This window comes from Acinetobacter sp. 24-47-67, from assembly GCF_056779735.1.
The window spans coordinates 155,659-174,051 of sequence record NZ_JBWYIK010000006.1; the positions used below are offsets into that span (position 1 = coordinate 155,659).

The following is an 18,393-nucleotide window of genomic DNA, read 5'->3' on the forward strand; positions in this document are numbered from 1 at the left end:
AGATACGATTAAATAGCAGAATAGAATGGGAACATCCCAAATATTAATCCACTTGCAAGCATCACTAAGCACGTAATAATCGCCCATTTAATGGTAAATTTTTGGTGTTGACCAAACTCAATCCCAGCAAGCCCGCAGAGTAAAAAGGTAGATGGAACTAAGGGTGAGAGCAGATGAACGGGTTGACCAACAATCGATGCACGAGCCATTTCCACAGGAGAGATGCCATAATGTGCTGCAGCTTCAGATAAGATGGGCAGAACACCATAGTAAAAAGCATCATTTGACATAAAGAACGTTAAAGGCATGCTTAAAACGGCTGTGATTGGTGCCAAATATGGACCCATACTATCTGGAATAATCGCTACTAACTCTTTTGACATGGCATCGACCATACCCGTGCCAGTGAGTAAACCTGTAAAAATACCAGCGGCAAAAATAATACCAACGACATTTAAAGCACTACCAGCATGATGAGCGACTAAGCTTTTTTGCATATCAATATCACGATAGTTCACGACTAAAGCAATACACAATGCAATCATAAATAAAATAGGCATAGGCAAAATACCCATGACTAGGCTGGCCATTAGTGCAAGAGTCAATAATCCATTGAACCATCTCAAATGCGCTCGATTTGCCTCTGGGTTTGATGAAATTTGAATATTGTCGCCATGGCTAATATCCAATTCCATGATGCCTAATCTTTTTCGCTCCATTCGGCCATACATGGTTCCTAAAAAGTACAACCAACCAATGGCGAACAGCATCGGTAAAATCATAGGAACAAACACATCGCTAGGATCTACATGGAGTGCACTTGCCGCACGTGCAGTAGGTCCACCCCATGGCGTTAAATTCATGATTCCACTGGCTAACATCATGAGACAGGCCATAATTAAAGGGCTCATGCCTAATCGCTTGTAAAGCGGTAACATGGCAGCAACACAGATCATATAAGTGGTAGAGCCATCACCATCTAAAGACACGATCAATGTTAAGGTAATCGTACCTAATACTACTTTGAGGGGATCACCTTTTACCAATCTGAGAATAAATTTCACTGATGGATCGAATAAACCTGTATCAATCATGATGGCAAAATACAAGATAGCAAATAGCAACATGACGCCGGTAGGTGCTAACTTTTTAACACCATCTAACATCATTTCACCAAGTTCATTAAGTTGAATATGGTTCAAACTATCTACAAAAAAACCTAATCCATATGCAATTAGCGCAAAAAGAACGGGAATAAGCGTGAGTGCGACGAGGGGAGTCATACGTCTAGACATAATGAGGTACATAAAGCACAAAATCATGCCCAAACCAAGCAAGGTCAACATGGATCTATCCTTAGATTAGCGTTTTAATCAATATTGTTTCTATTACAGTATTTGTTATCTTCGAAAACGCCGACCATCTTAGAGAAATTTATGATTAAACTAAATATTGTTTAGAAAATATTAAAATAACCATAATTTTTATAAAAAATAGTAGTTAAAATTCATAAGTTTAGAATTTATATTTTGTGATTGGAGACATTAAGCATGATTTTTAAGTGTGATAGTTGTAATAAAAGTTGAGTATAAATTCTAATTTTAATAATTTTTGAAGGCGAAAAATCTCAAGTTTAATTAGATAAACTGAATAAAAAAATCCACCTGAGTGGTGGATAGTGTCTTATTCAACAGTTGATTCTAATTCTGCTTTTTCATCAAGTAATCTGGTCACGAGTAGTTGGTCAATTTTAAAATGGTCAACATCGACCACCTCGAATTTATAACCATTAAATACTACACTATCAGCAGGACGTGGAATCTTACGAAGTTTAAACATCATAAACCCAGCTAAAGTTTCATAGTTTTCATCATCAGGCATTTCATCAATTTCTAATGCATGCTTGACATCTTCAATGGGTGTACTGCCTTCAATCAGCCAAGAATGATCATCCCGCTTGATAATTTGAAGATCTTCATCCGTTGGCGTAACCCAGTCACCCATCACGGTAATCATAATATCAGATAGGGTAATAACACCAACCACCAAGGCATATTCATTGATCACAACGGCAAACTTTTCTTTACTAGATCTGAAGCGATCAAGTAATTCTGACAGTGTAAGTGTATCTGGTATCGTTAATACATTACGGATAGTGGATTCATTCAACTGATTAAATTTTTGATTATTTAAAATACGAATCAAGATATCTTTAGCATCAACATAGCCAATCACTTGATCAATATTTTCATTGCAGACTAAATATTTTGAATAGGGAAATTCAGCCAGTTTTTGACGAATACTTTCTTCTGATTCATTGATGGTAAAGAAAACTACGTTTTCACGTGTAGTCATGCTCGAAGGAACATTTCGTTCTTCAAGTTCAAATACATTTTCAATAAAGTGATGTTCTTGTTTTTGTAAGACACCTGCTTGTGCTCCTGCATCCATTACCGCGGAAATATCATCAAAAGTAATATTATCATCACGAGTAGTATTTACTTTGAATAAACGGAATAAGAGGTTGGCAATTGCATTGATAAACCAAGCTAATGGACGACAAACAGTAATGAATACCTGAATAGGATTAATTAAAGAGACAGCGATTTTTTCAGGTGCAATCATTGCCAATCGTTTAGGCATAAGATCAGCAAATAAAATAAACAGTGATGTCACTAAAGTAAATGACAATGCAAAACCAATTGATTGTGACCAAGGACCATCATAGAAACGATCGACCAAAATCACAAAATAAGGTCTAAATGCAGCTTCACCTAAAATCCCCCCCAAAATTGCAATAGCATTTAAGCCGATTTGCGAGGCAGCAAAGAAATCAGCTGAATTCTCTTGAAGCGTAAGCACTTTTTGTGCACGATCATCACCAGACTCAGCCAAAATTTTCAGTTTCACTTTACGTGATCCTGCAAGTGCGATTTCACTTAATGATAAGAATCCAGCTCCAGCAATCAAAATCATAATGATCACGAAATTCTGAAAGAGGCTCACACGAACACCTTTGTTTTTAAATTATTTATGAGGAAAGTTTTATCACAAAAAACATAGAGGTAGTGAATTTTTACACTACCTCAATATCATAGTTATTGAGTAAAAAATTTTAAAGTATTGATTTAAATCAGCTCTACTCAATCAAAATTGTGAGAAGTGGGTATTGTTATTTGAAAGAAATTCACGATTTTCTTCCTCAGTCATTTGACGAGCAACATATAAAATCAACTGACGTAACCAACGATGAGCAGGATGATGATGTAATAGAGGGCACCACGCCATTTTGAGTTCAAATTCAGGAATGTAAAAAGGAGGGTCTTTGAGCATCAAGTTTTGACTTTTAGCTTGTAGGCGAGCGATTTTCGTCGGTAATGTCGCAATGAGATCGACATTAGACGCTAATAAACCTGGCATTTGATAATGACGTGTAAATACCGAAATTTTGCGTTTTTGACCAATACGCTCTAAAGCTTGATCAATCCAACCTAAACCGGCTTGTTTCTCTGGGTTAACACCAAATCCTACACCCATCCCAGTTTTAGAAACCCAGATATGTTGCGCATCTAGATAACTTTTAAGATTCAAATTATTGACGGCAGGATGCTTATTATTCAGTAAGCATGAAAAGCTGTCACGCCACACCAGAACCTGATGAAAACTTTGCGGTATTTCGTTGAAACGGTTGATGGCAAGATCAACTTTACCTTGTTCCATATCACGATAAGATACATCACTAGGTGTTAGAAAATCTAAAACAACATTTGGTGCTTCTGAACGCAGAGCCTTAACTAAGCGAGGCACAAGTGTAGCTTCAGCATAATCTGAAGTCATGATGCGGAAAACACGGTTTGACGTATAAGGTCTAAATTCTGTTCGTGGTTCTAAGATCATAGATAGATCAGAAAGAGCATCACGAATACGAGGCTGTAGTTCTAAAGCCCTTTCTGTAGGAGTCATTCCTTCAGAAGAGCGAATTAAAAGCGGATCATTAAATAAGTTACGAAGACGACGTAAAATATTACTCATTGCAGGCTGAGTAACACCCAATTGTTCTGCTGCACGTGTAACATTCTTCTCTCGCAAAAGAACATCTAAGTAAATTAATAGATTGAGATCAACCCGCTCAAGATTCATAAAAAAAATACCGAAAATAAATTTTTGAAATCGTGGGGAATTATGCCATAAGCGCTTAGGTTTGTGTGTTTTTATGCTGATTTTTTCAGCAGAATTTAACATATATTCATCAAATTTACGTTTTTTTTGTCATAAGACAGACCCTATACATTTATTTAAGAAATAGGGCTTTAGTTGTTTTTGAAATTACCATGCTATGTTCTAAATTGTTTTTAGGTTTATCTCAATTTAAATGCTTTATTGGTAATTCCATCAATATGGTTCACAGTTTAAAAAATATTCATTTAAAACTAACAGTTTATTAACGATGCTCTGTCAGAAAAGTCAATTGAAGGTTAAAATCTAAAGATGTTTGAAGAAAAATTAAACGTAATTGTGAGCTTGATACTTAAGTCTAATGAATAAGAATCACTCAAATTGTGTTAAAAGTGTACAAATGCTTATTTTATAAATTTTATTAAAATCAATAATTTATAGAATGGTATTTCATTTATATTACGACTTTAATCTACATATTTTTTAAATAAATACTGAGAATTAAACGAAAATATTGGATTAATTTCTAGAGTCAATCTAAGCTAAGTCCATAGCAACGAAGCGCTCTAAATCTGAACAATTAATACCGAGTAGATTTAGTCCTTCGATTGATAAATCCTAAAATTATATACAGGGTAAAATATCATGACTACATACCAAACAGCGATTGATGCAATCCGCGAATTAAAAGCAAAATTCGGCAACACTTGGGCAGACATCAGTCCTGAAGATGCTGCACGTATGCAACTTCAAAACCGTTTCAAAACTGGTTTAGATATTGCGAAATACACAGCTGCGATTATGCGTCGTGATATGGCTGCTTATGATGCTGATTCTAGCAAATATACTCAATCTTTGGGTTGCTGGCATGGTTTCATCGCACAACAAAAAATGATTGCGAACAAAAAATACTTCGGCACTACTGAACGCCGTTACATCTACCTTTCTGGTTGGATGGTTGCTGCACTTCGTTCTGAGTTTGGTCCACTTCCTGACCAATCTATGCACGAAAAAACTTCAGTTCCTGCATTGATCGAAGAAATCTACACATTCTTACGTCAAGCAGACGCAAAAGAATTAAACGACTTATTCCGTGCACTTAAAAAAGCGCAAGAAGCGGGTGATACTGCTAAAGCTGCTGAAATCACTTCACAAATCGACAACTTCCAAACTCACGTTGTGCCAATTATTGCCGACATCGATGCTGGTTTCGGTAACGAAGAAGCAACTTACTTACTTGCAAAGAAAATGATCGAAGCGGGTGCATGTGCACTTCAAATCGAAAACCAAGTTTCTGACGCGAAACAATGTGGTCACCAAGCAGGTAAAGTAACTGTTCCACACGAAGACTTCATTGCGAAAATCCATGCACTTCGCTATGCATTCTTAGAAATGGGTCTTGACGACGGTATCATCGTTGCACGTACTGACTCTGAAGGCGCTGACTTGACTCAAAAAATCCCAGTGGTTAAAGAGCCAGGCGATATCGCTTCTCAATACATCAGCTACTTAGACACTACTGAAATTGATATTTCAGAAGCGCAAGAAGACGAAATCCTAATCAAACGTGATGGTAAATTACACCGTCCTAAGCGTTTAGCTTCTGGTCTATATCAATTCCGTGAAGGTACTCAAATTGACCGTGTTGTACTTGACTGTGTAACAAGTTTACAGAACGGTGCTGACCTTCTTTGGATCGAAACTGCAACGCCAAACGTTGAAGAAATCGCTCACATGGTGAACCGTGTACGTGAAGTTGTGCCAAATGCAAAACTTGTTTATAACAACTCACCATCATTCAACTGGACGTTAAACTTCCGTCAACAAGCTTACGACCGTTGGGTTGCTGAAGGTAAAGACGTATCTGCTTACGACCGTGCTAAGTTAATGAGCGCTGAGTATGACAATACTGAATTAGCTGCTGATGCTGATGCGAAGATCCGTACGTTCCAAGCTGATGCTTCTCGTGAAGCAGGTGTATTCCATCACTTGATTACACTTCCGACTTACCACACTGCTGCGCTTTCTACACATGAGCTTGCAGAAGGTTACTTCGGTTCTGAAGGTATGTTGGCTTATGTTGCTGGTGTACAACGTAAAGAAATCCGTGGTGGTATCGCTTGTGTTAAACATCAAGCAATGGCTGGTTCAGACATCGGTGATGACCATAAAGAAATCTTCGCTGGCGACAACGCGCTTAAAGCGGGTGACGATGCGAAAAATACAATGAACCAATTCTCTGCATAAGCACTGAACTAATTCAAAAAAACCCTGCGTAAGCAGGGTTTTTTTATTGTTAATGAAATTATTTAACTAAATACATGAGCCAATTTAATTGATGTATAGATAGAAAAACAGCGGTAGTAAAACCTAATACATATTTTGAATAAAAGTAATGCCAAAGCTGTTACAATCCCGAAAATTTACATTTGTATATTTATATGTTTGAAAAATTTGCTGAACAGAGTTTAAATGCATTAGGTTGGGAAATTGATAACCATTGGCCCTTAGATTTAGACCAATGTGTCATGATTGCTGCACCACACACCAGTAACTGGGATGCTTTATACGCGCGATTAGCGCTCAAAGCTTTAGGTGTAAATGTCAGAATTACAATTAAAGACAGCTATATGAAGTTTCCATTTGGTCCTTTTGTCCGGGCTATGGGAGGGATCGGAATTAATCGCCGACCAAAGAAAGAGGGAAAGGAAAGACCAAGCATGGTGCAATTAATGGCAGATCTTTTTAAAGATCATCCAAAATTGGTCATGTTGGTGACGCCCGAGGGAACAAGGTCAAAACAAGAAAAATGGAAAACGGGTTTTTACCATGTGGCAATTACAGCGAATGTCCCAATCGCTTTAGCATATATGGATTACAGTCAAAAAAAATGCGGTGTAGGTAAAATTATTTATCCTACTGGAGATATAGAAGTGGATATGGCAGAAATTATGGAATTTTATTCAAAGATTTCAGCTAAATTCCCCGAAAAATTTAGTGTTGACCAACGATATTCACACAACAGTTAATATATGGAGAAGGCAGAACAATCTGCCTTTTTTAATACAAGAAAATTGCGTTTAAGGTTAAAATAAAGCCTGAAAAAAACAATAAAGTTAAGACAATCGACTTAAATTTTTGCTCAGATATTTGATAAAAAATTTTTGCTCCAATGATCGCTGGTAGGCTGACCGTGAAGATCAAAATCCACAAATAGGACAAGTGATTTACGTTAATGGTCTGGTTAAATAAATAGATGAGCAAAGTAAACAGTTGAATGGCGAAATTAAAATGTCGAAGAATGTTGCGTTGCTCATGTTTAGGAAGTTGTTTTAGCATCACCCAAGCTGAGGGAATTGCACCCCCAGAATCCACCGAGCCCACCTAAAATTCCACCCAAAAAACCAATCAAGCCGTCCATCCTGAGTTCGGTATCTTTTAAGCAATGTAGTTGGGGGCTAAAGAACATGAGTGGACACCAAATTAATAAAAATATCCCAAGTAGTAATTTGAACGTGTCTGCATTGATATAATGAAGCAAAAAAGTACCCAAAGGTACCCCAATTAAGCCAGCGATAATATAGACCCAAACGATAGAGGGCTTTATAAAGGTTCTTGGTTCTTTATACATTGAAATGATATGACACCATAGTGATGCACAAACGACCAAGGGGGCGGTGATCTGAGGCGGTAGAATCCATACCCAAAAAGACATCGCAATAAGAGCGAAGGCAAAACCTGTGAGACCTTGAATAAATCCAGCAAAAATTGCGCCTAGAATAAAGATACATAACGTCATAAGGTGACTGCATCAATTGCTGAAGCAGGAGTAAAAGAAAAATGCATGAGATCGTCGGGTAGGGAAAACTGATCAATCCTAAAATAATATTTGTTATCTTAAAAATAATAAGAAAAGCAATAGCTAGCAGTAAAGCGAATAAAAGCCCTGAAAATCAGGGCTTTTATCATTAATTGGTTTTAGGTTTTAGGTTTTGTGTAAGACCGTTGATGTCTCCACCCTGAATACCGAGTTCACTCATTAAGCTGTCAATAAGAGGGGCTTGTGAACGATATCTGAGTGCGCTATTCACCACTTGGTCTGAAAGTGCAACAGATTGTGATTGATCTGCTTGATCAGCTGAAGTCGTGGCGCCAGTAATGCCACCCAGACCATTCACTTGTAATATCTTGATATCATCAATATTTTCCATTGGTTTAACACTTTCACGGATGATTTCAGGCAAATACTTTAAAAGCGCCAAACGAATTTGCATCTCAACTTGTTCACTCGACAAGATATTATTTGCTTCATTGACTGCGCGTGTCCCTTCAGCATCGACTTGGTATTGTTTTTCTAAAGCTTGAGCCAAAAGAATTTTAGCATCAGCTTCACCTTTAGCTTTTAAGCGGACTTTTTCAGCTTCTGCTTCAGCCGCAGTACGAACAGCTTCAGCCTCATCTACAGCAGCTTGTTTTGATGCCTCGGCAGCCACAGTAATTGAAATAGCATCAGTTTCTGCAGCCTGTTTTGCAGCAACAAGTTCAACCGCTTTAATACGCTCAGCTCGCTGTGTTTCACGAACAGTCACAACTTCTTCCTCAGCTTTCACTGCTTGCGCACGAGCTTGGTCAGCAAGTGCTTTGGCTTCAGATTCAGCACGAGATTTCTCGGCAATCGCGATTGCGCGATCTTGTTCCGCAAGTTCAATGGTTTTCTTTTGTTCTACTTGCGCTTGTTCAATAATTTGTGCTTTTTGAATATTTTGATTTTCGACATCACGTGCAGCTGAAATACGTTTTAATTCAATTTCACGTTCTGCAGCGATTTGTGCTTCTTCTGCCTCACGTTTTTTGGCAGCTTCTTGTGTTGCAATTTCAGCAAGTTGTTCAGCTTTTCGAATCGAAATTTCACGCTCTTGTTGCATCTTTGCGTATTCTTCTTCACGCAGGATTTGAAGGCGTGCTTGTTCAGCTTCTAAATTTTTTGCTTTAATGGCTAAGTCAGCATCTTGTTCAATATCGTTACGTTTTTTTCGGCGATCTTCAATAGTTTCTGTTAATTTTGTCAAACCTTCTGCATCAAATGCATTTTGTGGGTTAAAAAATTTAAAGCTGGTCTGATCAAGTCCTGTTAAAGATACAGTTTCGAGTTCTAAACCATTTTTGAACAGATCTTCTGAAACAACTTGTTGAACTTTCTGTACGAAGTCGACACGTTTTTCATGTAACTCTTCCATAGCCATTTCTGCTGCTACTGCACGCAGGGAATCTACAAATTTACCTTCAACCAAATCTTTTAATTCATTTGGTGACATGGTTTTTTGACCCAAAGTTTGTGCTGCGGTAGCAATTGATTCAGCTGTTGGCTTAACACGAACATAGAACTCAGCCATCACATCTACACGCATTCGGTCACGCGTAATCAAGGCTTGATCAGCTGCACGTTTAACTTCTAAACGAAGGGTATTCATATTAACAGGAATGACTTCATGTAAAACAGGAAGTACAATTGCACCGCCTCCTAATATAACTTTTTCCCCACCAAAACCAGTTCTGACAAATGAAACTTCCTTGCTTGAGCGTTTATATAGTCTTGCAATAATGGTTCCGATGACAACCAGCGCAATGACAATAAGTCCTGCAATTATAATAATTTGATAAAAACTTGAACTAAACATTTCTTTCTCTAAGTTGATTTATTGTGAAATGGCATGAAAGCCTTTGAGACTACGTTGTGTAAGTAAGACTTGCTGACCTTGTAGGAATATTTCGTCAGCTTCAGGTTCGACCAAAATGTAATGTGTTTGACCAAAGCGATCTTTGAGTTTTGCTTGCGCAGGATAGTGCAGTCGAGCAGTGCCTAAAATGATTTCTGCTCGAAGTCCAATTAAATCGTCGCTATGAATTGCTGTGGTTTCATCTTTAGGGATGATTTTTGCTATCCATCTTGAGAATAGCCGTACGAATGGCATACAGACCACAAGTACCAGTGGAGTAATGAGCCAGACTGTTAAAAATGATCCAAATACATGATGGATGATAGATTGGGCTAAGAAGCCAACAATTGAAAAGGTCGTGAGAAAGATGATCAGCCAAATTAATACAGGAATACGTCCAAGATAAAGCCAATCTAAAAATTGCATCCAAATACTAGATTGATGGTCAACGATCATTTCAGGAGAAGAATCTAATGAACTAGGTAGAAATTGCTCTAAAAATCCTTGACTACTGAGACCTGTTATTAATAGAAAGACTTCAAGAATGCCTATAAAAAACATCAAGCAGATACTAATACTGAAGAATAGGTTCGACGGATTTATAAACATGTCCCACATGGGTAGTCTCTTATAGATATTAGAATTTTTATCAAATTTTAATCAAAATAATAAAATAAAGTGACGTAATTATCAATTATATAATATTGATTTCATTTTGAATGGATTGAACATAAAAAAAATACGCAGTGATTGGGGTGATCACTGCGCAGAACAACGAATCTGCTTACACAGTTTCGGTTAAGGAGAAATGTTATGAATTTTGGGGGTATTCATAACAGTAATTAAATGATATTCAATTTCATTTAGCAACTCATTGGTAGTCGGGTTAAAACGTGTAAGATTACGTTAATAAGTTTAATTGAAGGTTAATTTTAAATAGGCTAATAAATAGCCATAAAAAAAGCCGCAATGTGATGCGGCTTTAAGTGTGCTTATTTTTTAGGGATTAAAATTTAAAAACACCTAATCCAGCTTTAACTTCATCTAATGTTGCTTGCGTAATATCACGACATTTGTCAGTACCAGTTTTTAAGATATCCATAATATAATCAGGATCCTTAGCAAGCTCCATACGACGTTCACGAATAGGCGTGATCAACTCTTTTAGAACACCTTCAAGGCGTTTTTTGACTGTACCATCACCTAAACCACCACGACGATAGTGATCTTTAAGCTCTGCTACTTCTTCTGGTTTTGGATCGAAAGCATCTAAATAAGTAAATACAACATTACCTTCCACCTGACCTGGATCTTCAATACGAAGATGATTAGGATCTGTATACATAGCATTTACCGCTTTTTTAATGTCTTTATCAGAAGCATCTAAAACAATTGTATTGCCCAATGATTTAGACATTTTAGCTTTACCATCAAATCCTGGTAATCGACCAACATTCGATAGCAGTGCCTTACATTCAGGCAAAAGCTCTTGACCAATCTGACGATTTAAACGACGAACAATTTCATTTGTTTGTTCAATCATTGGAATTTGGTCTTCACCCACGGGCACAATCGATGCTTTAAAAGCAGTGATATCAGCTGCTTGAGCAACTGGATAGCATAAGAATCCAGCTGGGATGTCACGCTCGAACCCACGCATTTGTATTTCAGACTTAATCGTAGGATTTCGTTCTAGTCTTGAAACTGTGACAAAGTTTAAATAAAGCATGGTCAGCTCATTCAAAGCTGGCAAGCTTGATTGAACGCAAATTGTTGTTTTTGTCGGGTCGATCCCAACAGCGAGATAGTCAGTTGCAACTTCAATAATATTACGTCTAACTTTTTCGAAGTTATCAGCATTGTCTGTAAAAGCTTGTGCATCAGCCAATAATAGATGTTGGTGATGGGAATCTTGCAAACCTACTCGTGAACGTAAAGAACCGACAAAGTGGCCTAAATGAAGTTGTCCAGTTGGACGGTCACCTGTCAAAATAACAGGGCGATTATCTTGATTACTCATTTTCTATACCAAAGTCATCAACACTAGGGCTGAATTTTTAAAATTTCGCAATATTGTACGGCATTATTTTTTTTTATGTCAGCATAAAGCATCGAAAGAATCGAATTAAAAACACCTTATTTGAGATACTTTTAATAATGTTGATACAGAATAAATTGAAATAGAAGAATAAAATTCCAAAAAACAAAGAAGGATAACAATAATGGCAAATAGTTTATTGGTGCTATTAGATGATATAGCCACCATTCTTGATGATGTTGCGCTGATGAGTAAAATGGCTGCAAAAAAAACGGCCGGTGTATTGGGTGATGACTTAGCACTCAATGCTCAACAAGTTAGTGGTGTGAAAGCCGACCGTGAATTGCCTGTCGTTTGGTCTGTTGCAAAAGGCTCATTTGTTAATAAATTAATTTTGGTTCCATTAGCATTATTAATTAGTGTGATTGCACCTTGGCTTATAAATCCTTTATTGATGTTAGGTGGATTATTTTTATGTTATGAAGGTGTAGAAAAAGTAATTCACTCATTACACCATAAAAAAGCTAAAACATCTGAACAGGCCGAAAAAGAACTCGAAAACTTAAATGTAGATCTAGCAACTTTTGAGAAAGATAAAATCAAAGGCGCGATACGAACAGACTTTATTTTATCTGCTGAAATTATCGTGATTTCATTGGGTACAGTTGCAGCAGCTACTTTTGGAATTAAGGTTGCAGTCTTGTCAGTCATCGCAATTTTAATGACGATTGGTGTTTATGGTTTGGTTGCTATGATTGTTAAAATTGATGATTTGGGATTTTATCTCGTCAAACAAACGTCTGCATTGAAACAAAGAATTGGTCAGGGCTTACTTGCTTTTGCGCCTAAACTTATGAAGACACTAACCATTGTCGGAACAATCGCGATGTTCTTGGTTGGTGGCGGTATTATTAATCATACCATTCCATTATTTCATCACTTTACTGAAGATTCAGTCGATTATATTGAACATATTCCAAATGTAGGCAGTATCATCGGTGCTTTAACCCCGACGCTCTTAAACTTTGTCATAGGTTTTATTGCAGGACTTATTGTTTTGGTCGTTGTTTCAGGAATACAAAAACTATGGAACGCTAGAGAAGTTTAGAGTTTGATGAAATAACGTATTATATGAAGTTATATGATTAAAAAAGGGCTGAGATTATGCGTTGGAAAGGCCGGAGAGTAAGTAGTAATTTAGAAGATCGCCGTGGAGGCGGTGGGGGTAAAGCTGGTGGAATTAGTATTCTCGGTTTAGTTGTTGCATTTGTTGCTTGGAAATTTTTTGGGGTTGATCCACAACAAGCCTATCAGGCAACTAAACAAGTGACTTCTAACAATCAGCAACAAGCGATAGGGATTGAAAACCCAACACCCGAGCAACAAGAAACAGCGGCATTTGTTGGTACGGTACTCGCTGATACTGAAGATACATGGACCACCGTTTTTCAAAAACAGGGAATGCAATACCAAGCACCGAAACTAGTGATGTTTAGTGGTGTAGTCAATTCAGGCTGTGGTACAGCCCAGTCAGCGATGGGGCCATTTTATTGTCCTGCAGACGAAAAAATCTATATTGATACTGATTTTTTTAAAGATATGCGTCAGCAAATGGGTATATCGGGTGAACGAAATCAATCAGAATTATCTACACAAAATGCTGCTGGTGACTTTGCACAAGCTTATGTGATTGCGCATGAAGTCGGACATCATATTCAAAATCTTTTAGGTATTTCAACTCAAGTCCAACAAGCTAGACAACGAGCTACTGAAGCTCAAGGGAACCAATTATCAGTCCGTTTGGAATTGCAAGCTGATTGTCTAGCTGGTGTGTGGGCAAAAGATACACATCAACGAACTCAATTCTTGGAGCAAGGTGATGTTGAAGAGGCAATGGATGCGGCGCATAAGATTGGTGATGATTATCTTCAGAAAAAGGCTAGAGGACATGTGGTTCCTGATAGCTTTACCCACGGCACAAGCCAACAAAGAATGTATTGGTTCGATCGTGGCATGAAAACAGGTGATGTGAACCAATGTGATACATTCAATACCTCAATCTAAATCTACCAAGCAGAATCGATTGATTTTTTTGCAAAGTTAATACATGTAGCCTGCTAATGGAATAATTTATTAGGAAGGCTACACATCTTTAAAAAAAAGGGATTGCGAGTAAACATTCTTTATATAAAATAAATAAATGACTATAGTTTTTTCATTTAAAATTTAAATGATCTCATTTAAATAAAACATATCATAGAGTGCAAAATGGGCAACTTTTTTTTTCTCCAAGTATTTACAGTGGTTTTTGCCCTCTCAATTGCCACCACCATATTCAATAAACGAATTCTAGGTTTTCCCCAAGCGATAGGGGTGCCAATTGTTTCAGCAATTTTTGTCTTTATTCTGCAATGGGCTGCCAATTTATTAGGGGATAATCGTTTTATCACCATTAATTTGGCAAATATTGAAGAAGCAGTCCGTCATATTGATTTTTATGATTTTCTCGTAAATGGTGTTATTTGCTTCATTCTTACATCGTCGGCATTGAAATTTAAAGTGTCTGATCTAAAAGTGTATTGGAAGCCAATTAGTATTCTTGCCACTATTGCTTTGGTTTTGTGTGCAGCATTGTTTGGTGGATTATTATTTGGATTTCAATATTTGATTGGTAACCCTGTACCAATACTCGTACTTTTATTACTCGGTTCTGCTTTAGGGGCTACAGATCCAATCGGAATCAAAGGGGTACTCAGTTCTGTACGTGCACCACATCATTTAATGGTGAAATTGGAGGGTGAATCACTGTTCAATGATGCAATGTGTATCGCTGTATTTATGACATTGTTGAATGTGCTTGAAGGCGAGCATTTTAGTCTGTTGCTGACACTACAAACACTCCTTTATGAAATTGTGGTAGCTGTAATTATTGGTTTGGTATTTGGTTGGGGGATTTTACGATTGCTTCGCGGGAAGCATGAAATGGAATCATTAATCCTAACGACAGCTTTACTGGCTTGTGGTTCATATTTGGTTGCTTTATTTGCTCATGCATCAGCACCAATCGCATGTGTGATTGGTGGACTTATTGTTGGTAATAAATGGAAAGAAATTTTACAAAATCGTGAAATCCAAGAAGTAAATCACTTTTGGCATACAGTTGAAGGTATCATTAATTCTTTTTTATTTACTTTAATTGGTTTAGAGCTGTTTATTCTTGATCTTAATGCCAGCATGATACTTGGCGGTATTATCGCATTTGTAATTTTACATATTTCACGTTTTGCTGCGAACTTTCTGGCTTTTGCATTTTTCCCATCGTTTCGTAAGAAAAGCTATAACGGTAGCCTAGCAATTTTATCATGGGGGGGAGTAAGAGGGGGGATTTCATTGGCTCTAATTCTTGCGGTTGCTAATGTCCCAGAGTTAAGGCAATACAGTAGTATCTTAATTGGTTATACTTTTATTGTTGTTTTATTATCGGGCGTAGTATGTGGTTTAGGTTTGCCAGCAGTCATGAATGCTTTCTATTACAACCCTAATGAGGAAAAAGAGGGCTTAAAAGGAATATATCAGCGATTATGTAATAAGCTTAATCGTAAAGGATTTAAATATATTGTTGGTGAAGATAGTAAAGGTAATGAGATTATTACGATTTATAATCCTGAAGTGATATTAGATCGGACTTCTGATGATGGTGTGGCAATCGTCCATCATCCCGCTAAAGCTGAAGAGGTGAAGAAGTTAGAAAATCCAGAAAATTTCTAAAAAAATTATATTCAATTGAAGCAAGCATGATAGTGCTTGCTCTTTTTTTTATGAATTAAGCATGATCAATGCAGAAGATAACAGTGATATTGTTTAAATATTTTATTCAGTTACGCAGAATTATATCGATGAAATATCAAATTAATATGTGAAAATTACATCATATTTAAAGCAAATTTTATTTCTTAACTTACTAAAAAGTAAGTATTAATTTTCAATATAAAATGAAAAGTATACTAGTTTACTAACATTAAAATGTTAGGTGAGCAAGTTACCGTATGTAGTTAAGCTAAATATAGCAGAAATTATGATAAGTAAGCCTTTGAAATTTGGTGACCTGAAATATCCTAAAAGTAAGTAAAAATATTAATTCTTATGTCATAAGTATTTGTAAATAAAAGATATATTTTGATTGTGGATGAGCGGTTACAAAAAGCTGATAAAATACGCAAAATCTATTCGCATTAAATCTTAAAAATGTGATATAAATCTCACTTATAGATAATAGTGTCTATCTTTTTTGTATCTTAGATGTAGAAAGATCGATAAAAATAAAATTTATAAGTGAGAATTTACCATGGCTAATATCTCCGTAATATCTAAAGAGAGTCATCAGGTATTAGAGAATGTCAACTCTAGTCAAGTGGGGCTTAACGAAAACTCTGTAGTTGTCGTTCAAGTATCTAAAGATGATGTAGCTTCAATCACTCGTGATAATAATAATGCTCTAATCAATTTGCGTAATGGTGAAGTGATTGTGATTGAAAACTATTTCAATCCTTCATTTGCTGATAACAGCCTCGTATTCCAAGATGAAAGTGGTCAACTTTATTGGGTTAAATTTACCAATGAAGATGGCTCAATTGCAGAAACAATTCTGTATTACCCAATCGAAGAAATCGAACCTCTTCTTTATTCCGATGATTTTATCGGTGGTATTCTCCCTTGGTTAATTGGTGCTGGTGCAGCTGGTGCAATTGCAGCAGTCGCAGATAATGGTTCTGACTCTAATCCTACGCCTCAGCCAAAGCCAAGTGCATTATTAAATGCACCAATCGTCATTGATGATGTGCCAGAGCATATCGGTGAAGTTGCTGATGGTGGTGTAACAAATGATGCTCGTCCAGAAATCAAAGGTTCTGGAGCTCAACCTGGTGCAATCATCAAAATCTATAATGGCGATGAACTAATTGGTGAGACGGTTGCATTGTCTAATGGTGATTGGAGTTTTACACCTGATCAAGATTTAAAAGATGGTATCTATGAGCTTTCTGTCACACAAACTGTAAGTGGTCAAGAAAGTGATAAATCACCGATTAAGACAATCACGCTTGATACTGTCCCACCATCAGACATCACTATTGATGAAATTGGAAATAAGGGTGAAACAAACTCAGAAACACCTAAATTATCAGGTGAAGGTGAGCCAGAATCTAATGTTGAAATAGAAATTAAAGATAAAGATGGGAACGTGGTTGATAAAGAAACTGTTCCTGTTGATAAAGATGGTAAATGGGAATATACACCTGAGAAAAACCTTGATGAAGGTAAATACGAAGTTATCGTAACGCCTATTGATAAATCAGGAAATAAAGGTGAAGAAGAAAAACAAGAATTCAATGTTGACTTAACTCCTCCAGACATAGACATCGATCCAATCCCTACTGATCCTGAACCTGAGGGTTGGGATACAGCAACGAATCAATCAACTTTTGCAATCGCTGCAATCGCAAATACTCTTTCGGAATCGGAGAATAATCCAGTGACTACAACTAAAAATCAAACTCCTACATTTACGGGAACCACTAAAGATAGTGAGAGCGTAAAAGTAGTGATTCGCGATAGTTCAGGTAAGATTATCGCAGAAGGTCCTGCTACAGTGACCAACGGTAAATGGCAGTTTAAATCACCTGTAACATTAGCTGAAGGTGACTATAAACTAGAAGCAACAGCATATGACGCGGCTGGTAATAGTAAAGTCGCTACTTCAAGCTTTACTGTGGATATTACTCCACCTAAAGTAACGATTGAAGAGTTACCACTTACGAACATTGATGCGCCTACCTTTAAAGGTAAAACTGAAGATGGTGCAACACAAGTACGTGTTGAAATCAAGGATGCGGCTGGCAAGGTTGTTCAATCTGCCGTTGTGAATGTTGCAGCCGATGGTAGCTGGACATATAAGCCATCTAAAGCGTTACCAGATGGTACATATAGTGTCGAGGCTTCAGCTCGTGATGCGGTAGGAAATGTAAGTCAACCTGCTAAAACTACGGTTGAAGTTGATACAATCGATCCGGAAATTACAATCGATCCTCTAGAAGATACTAGTGATACAACTCCTGAAATTAATGGTAAGACTGAACCAGGCGCAACAGTAAAAGTTGAAATCTTAGACAAAGATGGCAACCCTGTAGCAACAGGTGATGCGACTGTAGATCCAGAAGGTAACTGGTCGTATACACCGACTGAAGCACTACCAGAAGGTGAATATACAGTTAAAGCTGAAGCGAAAGATAAAGCTGGTAACGTTGGTGAAGCGACATCTAATGGCTCATTTAAAGTTGATACAACTGCACCATTTGATACCGATGTAACGATTGATCCAATTGCGGATACAAACGATACAACACCAGAAATCACAGGTACAACTGAACCAGGAACAACAGTAAATGTCGTTGTTAAAGACAAAGA

The 18,393-nt window shown here is 37.1% G+C and carries 12 protein-coding genes and 1 pseudogene; 6 read left to right on the top strand and 7 right to left on the bottom strand.

Annotation, left to right across the window (positions count from 1 at the left end; all coding sequences use genetic code 11):
• Window positions 1–8: 8 nt before the first annotated feature.
• From AC1M9K_RS09430 to AC1M9K_RS09440, 3 genes are all read right to left on the bottom strand, one after another.
• Entirely contained in the window at window positions 9–1,346 is a 1,338-nt protein-coding gene (locus AC1M9K_RS09430; protein WP_092767019.1) for a CitMHS family transporter, read from the bottom strand.
• A gap of 337 nt (window positions 1,347–1,683) precedes the next feature.
• Window positions 1,684–3,006 carry a polyamine export protein PaeA gene (gene paeA / locus AC1M9K_RS09435; RefSeq protein WP_035267989.1) on the bottom strand — a complete coding sequence of 441 codons (1,323 nt, stop codon included), beginning with the start codon at window positions 3,004–3,006 and terminating at the stop codon, window positions 1,684–1,686.
• 141 nt (window positions 3,007–3,147) lie between these two features.
• Complete coding sequence (locus AC1M9K_RS09440) at window positions 3,148–4,140, bottom strand: LysR family transcriptional regulator (protein ID WP_035268043.1); 993 nt, start codon at window positions 4,138–4,140, stop codon at window positions 3,148–3,150.
• A 681-nt stretch (window positions 4,141–4,821) separates the two neighbouring features.
• Here AC1M9K_RS09440 and AC1M9K_RS09445 point away from each other — a divergent pair.
• Window positions 4,822–6,423 (top strand): isocitrate lyase, encoded by a 1,602-nt coding sequence (locus AC1M9K_RS09445; RefSeq protein ID WP_035267987.1) that lies wholly within the window; start codon window positions 4,822–4,824, stop codon window positions 6,421–6,423.
• A gap of 194 nt (window positions 6,424–6,617) precedes the next feature.
• A complete protein-coding gene (locus AC1M9K_RS09450) occupies window positions 6,618–7,205 on the top strand; it encodes a 1-acyl-sn-glycerol-3-phosphate acyltransferase (RefSeq protein ID WP_481589121.1) in 588 nt (195 codons plus the stop codon).
• A gap of 31 nt (window positions 7,206–7,236) precedes the next feature.
• On the opposite strand, the pseudogene AC1M9K_RS09455 reads toward AC1M9K_RS09450, so the two are convergent.
• The 4 genes and pseudogenes from AC1M9K_RS09455 to trpS all read right to left on the bottom strand — a co-directional run bounded on the left by AC1M9K_RS09455 (window position 7,237) and on the right by trpS (window position 11,913).
• A pseudogene (locus tag AC1M9K_RS09455) lies at window positions 7,237–7,975 on the bottom strand (sulfite exporter TauE/SafE family protein).
• Window positions 7,976–8,144: 169 nt separating this feature from the next.
• Entirely contained in the window at window positions 8,145–9,854 is a 1,710-nt protein-coding gene (locus tag AC1M9K_RS09460; protein WP_481589122.1) for a flotillin family protein, read from the bottom strand.
• A gap of 18 nt (window positions 9,855–9,872) precedes the next feature.
• Window positions 9,873–10,511 carry a YqiJ family protein gene (locus AC1M9K_RS09465; RefSeq protein WP_481589123.1) on the bottom strand — a complete coding sequence of 213 codons (639 nt, stop codon included), beginning with the start codon at window positions 10,509–10,511 and terminating at the stop codon, window positions 9,873–9,875.
• 388 nt (window positions 10,512–10,899) lie between these two features.
• Window positions 10,900–11,913, bottom strand: a complete 1,014-nt coding sequence (gene trpS, locus AC1M9K_RS09470; RefSeq protein WP_481588074.1) for a tryptophan--tRNA ligase — start codon at window positions 11,911–11,913, stop codon at window positions 10,900–10,902.
• 202 nt (window positions 11,914–12,115) lie between these two features.
• On the opposite strand from trpS, the gene AC1M9K_RS09475 reads away from it, so the two are divergent.
• The 4 genes from AC1M9K_RS09475 to AC1M9K_RS09490 all read left to right on the top strand — a co-directional run.
• Complete coding sequence (locus AC1M9K_RS09475) at window positions 12,116–13,039, top strand: DUF808 domain-containing protein (RefSeq protein ID WP_481589124.1); 924 nt, start codon at window positions 12,116–12,118, stop codon at window positions 13,037–13,039.
• Between the two features lie 56 nt (window positions 13,040–13,095).
• Window positions 13,096–13,995, top strand: a complete 900-nt coding sequence (gene ypfJ / locus AC1M9K_RS09480; RefSeq protein ID WP_481589125.1) for a KPN_02809 family neutral zinc metallopeptidase — start codon at window positions 13,096–13,098, stop codon at window positions 13,993–13,995.
• 204 nt (window positions 13,996–14,199) lie between these two features.
• Complete coding sequence (locus tag AC1M9K_RS09485; protein ID WP_179998547.1) at window positions 14,200–15,699, top strand: cation:proton antiporter; 1,500 nt, start codon at window positions 14,200–14,202, stop codon at window positions 15,697–15,699.
• 577 nt (window positions 15,700–16,276) lie between these two features.
• A partial coding sequence (locus AC1M9K_RS09490) for an Ig-like domain-containing protein (RefSeq protein WP_481589126.1) occupies window positions 16,277–18,393 on the top strand: 2,117 nt, incomplete at its 3' end.